Origin of the sequence: Myxococcus sp. AM009 (assembly GCF_013372605.1) — a bacterium.
Lineage (GTDB): Bacteria > Myxococcota > Myxococcia > Myxococcales > Myxococcaceae > Myxococcus > Myxococcus vastator.
The window spans coordinates 1-7,278 of sequence record NZ_JABXEP010000253.1 but is presented as its reverse complement, the minus strand read 5'-3'; the positions used below and the strand labels follow the sequence as shown (position 1 = coordinate 7,278).

Annotated in this window: 9 protein-coding genes and 1 pseudogene; 5 read left to right on the top strand and 5 right to left on the bottom strand. The window is 69.1% G+C overall.

The window, feature by feature from the left end; genetic code table 11:
• A pseudogene (locus tag HV824_RS34075) lies at positions 1-860 on the top strand (deoxyguanosinetriphosphate triphosphohydrolase); the annotation flags it as partial.
• A 15-nt stretch (positions 861-875) separates the two neighbouring features.
• On the opposite strand, the gene HV824_RS37820 reads toward HV824_RS34075, so the two are convergent.
• Complete coding sequence (locus tag HV824_RS37820; RefSeq protein WP_255208565.1) at positions 876-1,610, bottom strand: hypothetical protein; 735 nt, start codon at positions 1,608-1,610, stop codon at positions 876-878.
• Between the two features lie 52 nt (positions 1,611-1,662).
• Entirely contained in the window at positions 1,663-1,845 is a 183-nt protein-coding gene (locus HV824_RS34065; protein ID WP_176425127.1) for a hypothetical protein, read from the bottom strand.
• Between the two features lie 96 nt (positions 1,846-1,941).
• On the opposite strand from HV824_RS34065, the gene HV824_RS34060 reads away from it, so the two are divergent.
• Positions 1,942-2,616 (top strand): SOS response-associated peptidase, encoded by a 675-nt coding sequence (locus HV824_RS34060; RefSeq protein WP_176425126.1) that lies wholly within the window; start codon positions 1,942-1,944, stop codon positions 2,614-2,616.
• 10 nt (positions 2,617-2,626) lie between these two features.
• Here the strand turns inward: HV824_RS34060 and HV824_RS34055 are convergent, their stop codons facing one another.
• Positions 2,627-3,016, bottom strand: coding sequence for a DoxX family protein (locus tag HV824_RS34055; RefSeq protein ID WP_163786107.1), 390 nt, complete (start codon positions 3,014-3,016; stop codon positions 2,627-2,629).
• A 58-nt stretch (positions 3,017-3,074) separates the two neighbouring features.
• The gene (locus HV824_RS34050; protein ID WP_176419205.1) at positions 3,075-4,589 is read right to left on the bottom strand and encodes an Hsp70 family protein; all 1,515 of its coding nucleotides are present in this window, start codon (positions 4,587-4,589) and stop codon (positions 3,075-3,077) included.
• 259 nt (positions 4,590-4,848) lie between these two features.
• Between HV824_RS34050 and HV824_RS34045 the strand changes: the two genes are divergently transcribed.
• The 3 genes from HV824_RS34045 to HV824_RS34035 all read left to right on the top strand — a co-directional run bounded on the left by HV824_RS34045 (position 4,849) and on the right by HV824_RS34035 (position 6,836).
• A complete protein-coding gene (locus HV824_RS34045) occupies positions 4,849-5,589 on the top strand; it encodes an AzlC family ABC transporter permease (protein ID WP_255208564.1) in 741 nt (246 codons plus the stop codon).
• A complete protein-coding gene (locus tag HV824_RS34040) occupies positions 5,586-5,894 on the top strand; it encodes an AzlD domain-containing protein (protein ID WP_176419207.1) in 309 nt (102 codons plus the stop codon). Before HV824_RS34045 ends, HV824_RS34040 begins: the two co-directional genes overlap by 4 nt.
• Before the next feature lie 99 nt (positions 5,895-5,993).
• Positions 5,994-6,836, top strand: a complete 843-nt coding sequence (locus HV824_RS34035; RefSeq protein WP_176419208.1) for a pesticin C-terminus-like muramidase — start codon at positions 5,994-5,996, stop codon at positions 6,834-6,836.
• Positions 6,837-6,983: 147 nt separating this feature from the next.
• Here HV824_RS34035 and HV824_RS34030 read toward each other — a convergent pair.
• Positions 6,984-7,278, bottom strand: a 295-nt coding sequence (locus HV824_RS34030; protein ID WP_303623449.1) for a helix-turn-helix domain-containing protein, incomplete at its 5' end; no start/stop codon positions are given.

The window sequence follows — 7,278 nt, the reverse complement described above, 5'->3', positions numbered from 1 at the left end:
GGGCCATGAGCAAGTACCCGCGCGCGTCGGTGCTGCCGGGTGGGCGGGCGCGAGACAGGGAGCGCGTGTCTGAGAAGAAGTTCGGTTACTTTCAGGACGACGAGGCCCTGGCGCTGGAGGCGTACCGCGCGGTGGGGTTGGTGGAGCGTGAGCCCGGTGTGTTCTCCCGGCATCCGCTGGCGTTCCTCGTCGAGGCGGCGGATGACATCTGCTACGCGGTCATCGACCTGGAGGACTCGGCGAAGCTGGGGCTGATTCCCATCAGGGATGCGTGTGAGTTGCTGGACGCGGTGCTCCCCAAGCCGGTGAAGGGGCCCGTGCGCCCGCCGCCGTCGCATCCGGAGACACGGCTGGCGCAGGCGCGAGCGCGGGCCATTGGCGAGCTCATCCAGGCGTGTGTGAAGGTGTTCCTGGATAACGTAGTGGCGATGGAGGAGGGGGAGTGGGAGACGCCGTTGGCCGCTGCGTATGACGACGTGGCGAAGCCGTTGAAGGCCATCCGCCACCTCACGCGGCGCTACGGCTATGAGAGCGAGCGCGTGCTCCAGATTGAGAGCGCGGGCTTCAAGACGCTGGGCGGGCTGCTGGACATGTTCGCGATGGCGGTCGTCACCGACACGCCGAACCGCGAGGAGAAGAAGCTGCGGCAATTGCTGCCACTGGACCTCTTCCAACGTCCGGAGCACGCCCGGGACACGGCGGAAGAGCCCGCGTCCCGGGATGAGGCCATCACCGAGGCGGTGGCCCGGCTGTCGAAGTACCAGCGGCTGCTGTGCGTGACGGACTACATCTCCGGCATGACGGACGGCTTCGCCGTGGAGCTGTTCCAGCGGCTGTCAGGCATCAAGCTGCCGACGTGATTCGCGTGGCTTGATTCAGTCTCCCGCGACGGCAATCTGCCAGTCGCCTTCGGGGGTGATGCCCACGCGCAGGCCGAGGTAGCTGCCCTGGTCCTTCATCCCCGCGATTTCCTCGTCCGGGTAGACGCCCTTGAGCGCGCCCCAATCCTTGTCGGACGTCGCGCCAGTGACGTGGACGGCAGGCCAGAAGTAGAGGTTGCCCTGCTTCGCGTACGGCAGGTTCAGGACCTGGACGATGCGCGCCAGCTCCGGGTTGCCCAGCTTCTCCGCTGCACGCCAGTACTCGCCCGCGTCGGTGCCGTCGCCGAAGGTGAACCGCACGGCCTTGCCATTCTCGTCCGCCAGGGTGTTGAGCGCCGTGTAATCACAGGCCACCGACGCGGCGATGATGCGCTGACGCATCGACTCCACGGGCGCTGGCAACGCCGGAGCGGCTGGCGCCACGCGCGGAGACAAGCTCGCCGCTGAGCAGGTGCCCTTCTCCGCGGCTGGCGCTCCCGTGTACTCGCCGACGCCCGAGTCGGCATTGGCGGCACCCGCCGTTGCCTCGCCCGGCACGGCTGCATCCGAGCTCCCCGCGCCCTGGGGCTCCGTGCTCGGGGCGGAGGGTTGTCCCTTGTCCGGTGCGGCAGGAACGACAGGCGCGGCGGCGACACCGGAGTCGACTCCGGCGGCGGGGCTGGAGGTCCGCTCGGTGCATGCGACGAGCGAGGCGGCGACACAGAGAGAAAGCAGAGAAGTCCGGTTCATGGCCCGCACGTTGTAGTCCAGCGGACAGGCGGCACGCTCCGGATTCCGCTGCTCAGCCGCCGCCTTTGGGTGAATCGATGACGACGGCGAAGGGGTCGAAGGGCTTGTCATCCTTCTTCTTCGTGGTCGGCATCCCGAACTCGCCGGTGGGGTGTTCGGGCCGGACCGACGTGTACGGGTCAATCTTCACCGGAACGCCAAACACCTTCGGGTTCTTTTTGGGTCCGTCGCTCATGCCGCCCATGCTACCGCAGCGGCCACCCGCCTGTTTGGCTGCACCGGCAAGGCGTCTTCTTGGGCATTCGGCCCGCCAGGGCGATACTTCCTGCCCATGTGTGGCCGTGTCACCGTTCGAACCTCTCCTGAGCAGGTTGTCACCGGGCTGGGCCTCGCGGGCATCCGTACCGCCGTGGAGCGGCCGCGCTTCAATCTCTGTCCCACGCAGTTGATGCCCGTGGTGACCAATGATGGCGCGCGGATGCTGGACGCCTTCCGCTGGGGCCTCGTGCCGTCCTGGGCGAAGGACCCCGCCATTGGCAACAAGCTCATCAACGCCCGGGGTGAGACGGTGGCGGAGAAGCCCAGCTTCCGCTCCGCGCTCAAGCGGCGCCGGTGCCTCGTCGTGGTGGATGGCTGGTATGAGTGGAAGCAGTCCACGAAGCCGAAGACGCCGTTCCACTTCCACCGCAAGGACGGGCAGCTCCTGACGCTCGCGGGGCTGTGGGAGGAGTGGACCGCGCCCGACACGGGCGAGGTGCTCAACACCTGCACCCTCATCACCACCGGCCCCAACGCGCTGATGGCGCCCATCCATGACCGGATGCCCGTCATCCTCGAACCGGCGGCCCAGGAGGTGTGGCTGCGTCCGGAGCCGCAGGAGGCCTCGGTGCTGCTCCCGCTGCTGGTGCCCTGCGTCGAGGACTCACTGGAGGCCTACGAGGTGTCGCGCGTGGTGAACTCCCCCGCGAACGACACCCCTGCCTGTGTGGAGCGCGTGGCCGCCTGAGCCGCGCGCCTCAGCCGCGGCGGCGGACCTTCGCGTCGAGGCTCCACGGCCCCGCGCCGATGAGCGCGATGGCCGCCATGACGGTGAGGTAGAGCAGCGCCAGCTCCATGCGGCCGAAGGGGTCCGCGCGGTGCCGGTAGAGCGCCACCACCATGGTGAAGCCCGCCATCGCCGCCGCCGGGCGCGTGAAGAGGCCCACGGCCACCAGCAGCCCGCCCAGGAACTCCGCCAGCGTGGCGCACCAGGCGAAGAACGTCGGGAACGGGAAGCCGAGCTGCGCCACGCCCGCCGCGAACCTGCTCATGTCGCCAGTGAGCTTGGACAGGCCGTGTCCCAGCGCCAGCGAGAGACCGAACACCACGCGAATCAACGTCAAACCCACCGCGGACTTGCCCACCATGCCATGGACCTCCCAGGTCGCCCGCGCATCCTCGCACGGCGGCGTGCGTCACGCTGCGTTACGCGGAGCGCTTGGGCGCGCGCATATCGCTGATGGTCAGCGGATGCCGGGCGCCCTGCGGCGAGACGAGCGCGGCGCCTAGGACGAAGTCCTGGCCCATGCGGAGCTCCAGCGTGGTGGGGCCCTTGTGGGTGGTGCGCCAGTCCAGCTCGACGCGGACGGTGCCCAGCAGCTCGCGGTCCACGGTGGTGGTGTCCAGCGCCTCGAACAGGGCGATGGAGAGCGGCCCGGGAATCATCGGCAGCTCCAGCGTCACGGACTTCGTCGCGGGCACGGGGGTGTTGGCGGGGATGACCTCGTGCTGCGCGCCGCCGGGGACCATGATGCTGATGGGCATGGGCACCACGTCCGCCAGGCCCGAGATTCCGCGCGCCAGGTTCCGGCCGAGGATGGCCGCGCCCACCGCCACGCCGAGCTCCGGGTGGACCTCCTTGTCGGAGGACAGGCGCTTGAAGTGGGAGAAGCGCTGACGGATGGCGGGCATGCGCGTCTGGCCGCCGACCAGGACGAGCTCGTCAATCTGGTCGGGCTTCAGCTGCGCGCGCTCCAGCACATCGTCGCAGGCGGAGGCGGTGCGCTCGATGAGCTGGAAGACCATCTCCTCCAGGCGCTTGCGGGTGAGCGTGTAGTCGAAGTCGATGAAGCCGCCGTCCTTCTGGGCGATGCACGGCACGCGGAGCACCGTGGCGTCGCGCTGGCTCAGCGACATCTTCGCGGACTCGGCGGCGAAGACGAGCCGCTGCATCACGACCTTGTTCCCGCGCAGGTCGATGCCGTGCTTCTGCTGGAAGTCGTCCACCAGCATCTCGACGATGCGCTCGTCGAAGTTGGCGCCGCCCAGGAAGGCGTCACCGCCGGTGGCCAGCACCTTCACCACCTTGTTCTGCACCGCGAGCAGGGTGGCGTCGAAGGTGCCGCCGCCCAGGTCGAACACCATCACCGTCTGCTCGGGGTTGCGCAGGTTGGCGTAGTAGAGCGCCGCCGCCGTCGGCTCGTTGACGATGGCGCGCACCTGGAGCCCGGCCTGCTCCGCGGCGTGGCGGACCGCCGCGCGCTGGCGGCTGCTGGCGTGCGCGGGCACGGTGAGCACGCACTCGCGGAAGGGCGCTCCGGCGGCGTGGTTCGCCAGCGTGAGAATCTGCTGGATGATGAGGTGCGCCACGTCCGTCAGCGACGTCTGCTTCCCGTACATCGTCACGGCCGTGTAGCCGTCCTCGGCCTCCACGAGCTCGAAGGCGTACTTGTCCTTGTGCTGCGTGACGTACTCGGACTGGAAGCGGCGGCCCAGGAAGCGCTTGGCGCCGAAGACGGTGTGGCGCGGGTCGTCAATGATTTGCCGGCGCGCGGCGTGGCCGACGATGGCCTTGTCCGCCGCGTGGAACCAGACGACGGAAGGCAGCGTGACGCTCTTGTCCGTCACCGGAACGACGCGAAGCTTGCCGGCCTTGTCGAAGAAGGCCGCGGCGGTGTTGGTGGTCCCGAAGTCGATGCCAAGGATGGAGCCCGTACTCATCACCGCGGACTCTCCCACGTCCCGTCGGCTTGTTCAGCCCCTGAAAGCGCCCCCGAGCACAACGTGGGTGGGTCACTTGAAGCCCGGTTGCCCTTCGTTTCACGCCGTGGCGGCGGTCGAGGCGACGGGCAGTAGAAATGTGCCGCTGGGTGGGCGCAGCGCGCACGCGAGGGCTCGTCGGCTTGACGGCCGGGAGCGCGAGGTCCGCGCCGGTGTTCGTCGTTGACCGGCCCGTGCCTTCGTTTCATGGATGCGCGCCATGGCCATGGGGCATGTGGAGCGAAGTCTTGTTCGGGATGTCGCGGCGATTGCCGCCGCGTCTGGCGTCATCGGAGCTTCGTTCGGTGCCATCGCGGTGGCGTCGGGATTGTCGGTGTGGGTCGCGTCGGCCATGTCCCTGCTCGTCTTCGCGGGCGGTGCGCAGTTCATGGCAGTGGGGGTGGTGGCGGGCGGTGGCAGCCCCGTGGCCGCGGTCATCGCGGGGCTGCTGCTCAACGCGAGGCACCTGCCGTTCGGCCTGGCGATTCCGGACGTGCTTGGAAAGCACTGGCCCGTGCGGCTGATTGGCACGCACCTGATGGTGGACGAGTCCGTGGCGTTCGCGCTCGCGCAGCCCACGCCGGAGCGTCGCAAGGCGGCGTACTGGCTGTGCGGCGGGGCGCTGTTCACTGCCTGGAACGTGGGCGTCATCGCCGGCGCCCTGGCGGGAACGGCGCTGGGCAGCCCGGAGTCGATGGGGCTCGATGCCGCGTTTCCCGCCGGGTTGCTGGCGCTGCTGCTGCCGTCACTGACCGCCCCCGCCAAACCTCCGAGCGCCGAACCCGGTCCCGCGGAGGGTGGAGTCGAGACAGCCCGTGCTCATGAAGCCCGCGCGGCGGCTGCCCGGGCACGCTGGGTGGCGGGAGGCGCGGCACTCATCGCGCTCGCCACCACGCCCTTCCTTCCCGCGGGGGTTCCCGTGCTGCTCTCGCTGCTGGCGCTCGGGCTGGTGCTGCGATGACGCTGCTCCCCATCCTGGTTCTGGCCGCGGGCACCTATGCCTTCCGGCTCGCGGGCCCGCTGCTGAGCCAGCGCCTGCGGGTGTCCGCGCGGGTCCAGGGCCTGCTGTCCCTCTCCGCGGTCGCGCTGCTCACCGCGCTGGTGGCCACGGCGACGCTGACGTCGAACGGGGGCTTTTCGGGCTGGGCACGTCCGGCGGGAGTGCTCGCTGGCGCCGTGCTGGCGTGGCGGAAGCTGCCCTTCATCTTCGTGGTGGTGGGGGCCGCGGCTGTTACAGGTTTGTTGCGAATGGCGGATGTAGGTTGAATTCAGGTGAAATCACGCACTGCGGCTTGATGGGGGGAGATGTAGGTGGCAGTCTCCGCACTGTAGGTGGATTTTCCACGGACTCAGTGAGGACTTGCCATGACTGGAATCGATCGCTCTTCGTCTTCGAGAAGCTCCCAGCGCGAATCGCGGGTATCTGGAGGGGACTCCACCCGCGGCCTCCGGAACGAGGCGAACCGGCGGGAGGACGCGCGGCAGCCGGAGCAGAACCAGGCCAAGGGCTATTCGGTGAAGGACGGCTGGGATTCGCGGCCCGCCCATGCGGCGAAGCAGCTGCAGCCGGCGGCCGAAGCCCAGGCGGTGCTGGCGGAGGGTGAAGTTGCCGCCGCGACGGAGCCTGACGTCGACTGGGACTTCATCGCCGAGCAGGAGGGCCGGGCGGTGCAGGATGGCTATGTCCCGGACGCGACGGGCAGCAAGAGCGGCGTCACCGTGGGCACGGGCGTGGACCTGGGCGCGCGGGACATGGCCGACCTGGACCGGCTGGGGCTGTCGGACGCGCTGAAGACGAAGCTGGAGCCCTACCTGGGCAAGCAGGGCCAGGACGCCGCGGACTTCCTGGCGGAGAACCCGCTGAACCTGACGGCGGACGAGGTCAAGGAGCTGGACCGGGCCGTGAAGGGCGAGGCGCTGGACAACGTGGTCAATGAGTACAACACCGAGGTTGACCGCCTGAACGCCGCGGACGGTGGCAGCCGGCCGAGGTTCGCGGAGCTGCCGCGGGAGATGCAGACGGTGATTGCCTCCGTGGGCTTCCAGTACGGCTCGCTGAAGACGGCCACGCCCAACTTCTTCGCGCAGGTGACGGAGCAGCGGTGGGACGACGCGAAGGCCAACCTGGAGGACTTCGGTGACCGCTATCCGTCGCGCCGGGGCCGCGAGGCGGACTTGCTGGGCGAGGGCATCGCGACCTTGAGCTGAGCCGCCTGTTTCAAACGAGGCCCGGAGCGCGGCGGAGACGCCGAGGCTCCGGGTCTTTTCATGTCCGGTGGCATCACGTCGATGTCCGCCATGGACTGTCTGGGAATGAGAGGGAACCGGTCGTCGGGGAGAATGAATGTCAGACAGTCACGATTCGCTCTGTCCCCGCCGCAAGCCCAAGGCCTTCATTTTTTTGTAGAAGTGCCCCCGCTCCAAATCGAGCAGCCGCGCGGCTTCCGTCACGTTGTCGTGTGTATGGGAAAGCACGTACTGGATGATTTCCCGCTCCGCGTCCTCCACCTGCTCGCGAAACGTCCGGTCCGCGCGGGGCCGGAAGCCCACGGGCGCGGGAGGCGTTGGCACCACCGGGGCGGCGATGGCGGGCGCGGGCGTGCTGGACGCCAGGGCCACGGCCGCCTCCGAAGCAGGAGGGGGCGGGGGG

Excerpts from the sequence above, each read along its gene's own strand:
- HV824_RS37820 (WP_255208565.1), bottom strand. The coding sequence starts at position 1,610 with ATGAACCGGACTTCTCTGCTTTCTCTCTGTGTCGCCGCCTCGCTCGTC.
- HV824_RS34055 (WP_163786107.1), bottom strand. The coding sequence starts at position 3,016 with ATGGTGGGCAAGTCCGCGGTGGGTTTGACGTTGATTCGCGTGGTGTTC.
- HV824_RS34060 (WP_176425126.1), top strand. The coding sequence starts at position 1,942 with ATGTGTGGCCGTGTCACCGTTCGAACCTCTCCTGAGCAGGTTGTCACC.
- HV824_RS34035 (WP_176419208.1), top strand. The coding sequence starts at position 5,994 with ATGACTGGAATCGATCGCTCTTCGTCTTCGAGAAGCTCCCAGCGCGAA.
- HV824_RS34050 (WP_176419205.1), bottom strand. The coding sequence starts at position 4,589 with ATGAGTACGGGCTCCATCCTTGGCATCGACTTCGGGACCACCAACACC.
- HV824_RS34045 (WP_255208564.1), top strand. The coding sequence starts at position 4,849 with ATGGCCATGGGGCATGTGGAGCGAAGTCTTGTTCGGGATGTCGCGGCG.
- HV824_RS34040 (WP_176419207.1), top strand. The coding sequence starts at position 5,586 with ATGACGCTGCTCCCCATCCTGGTTCTGGCCGCGGGCACCTATGCCTTC.
- HV824_RS34065 (WP_176425127.1), bottom strand. The coding sequence starts at position 1,845 with ATGAGCGACGGACCCAAAAAGAACCCGAAGGTGTTTGGCGTTCCGGTG.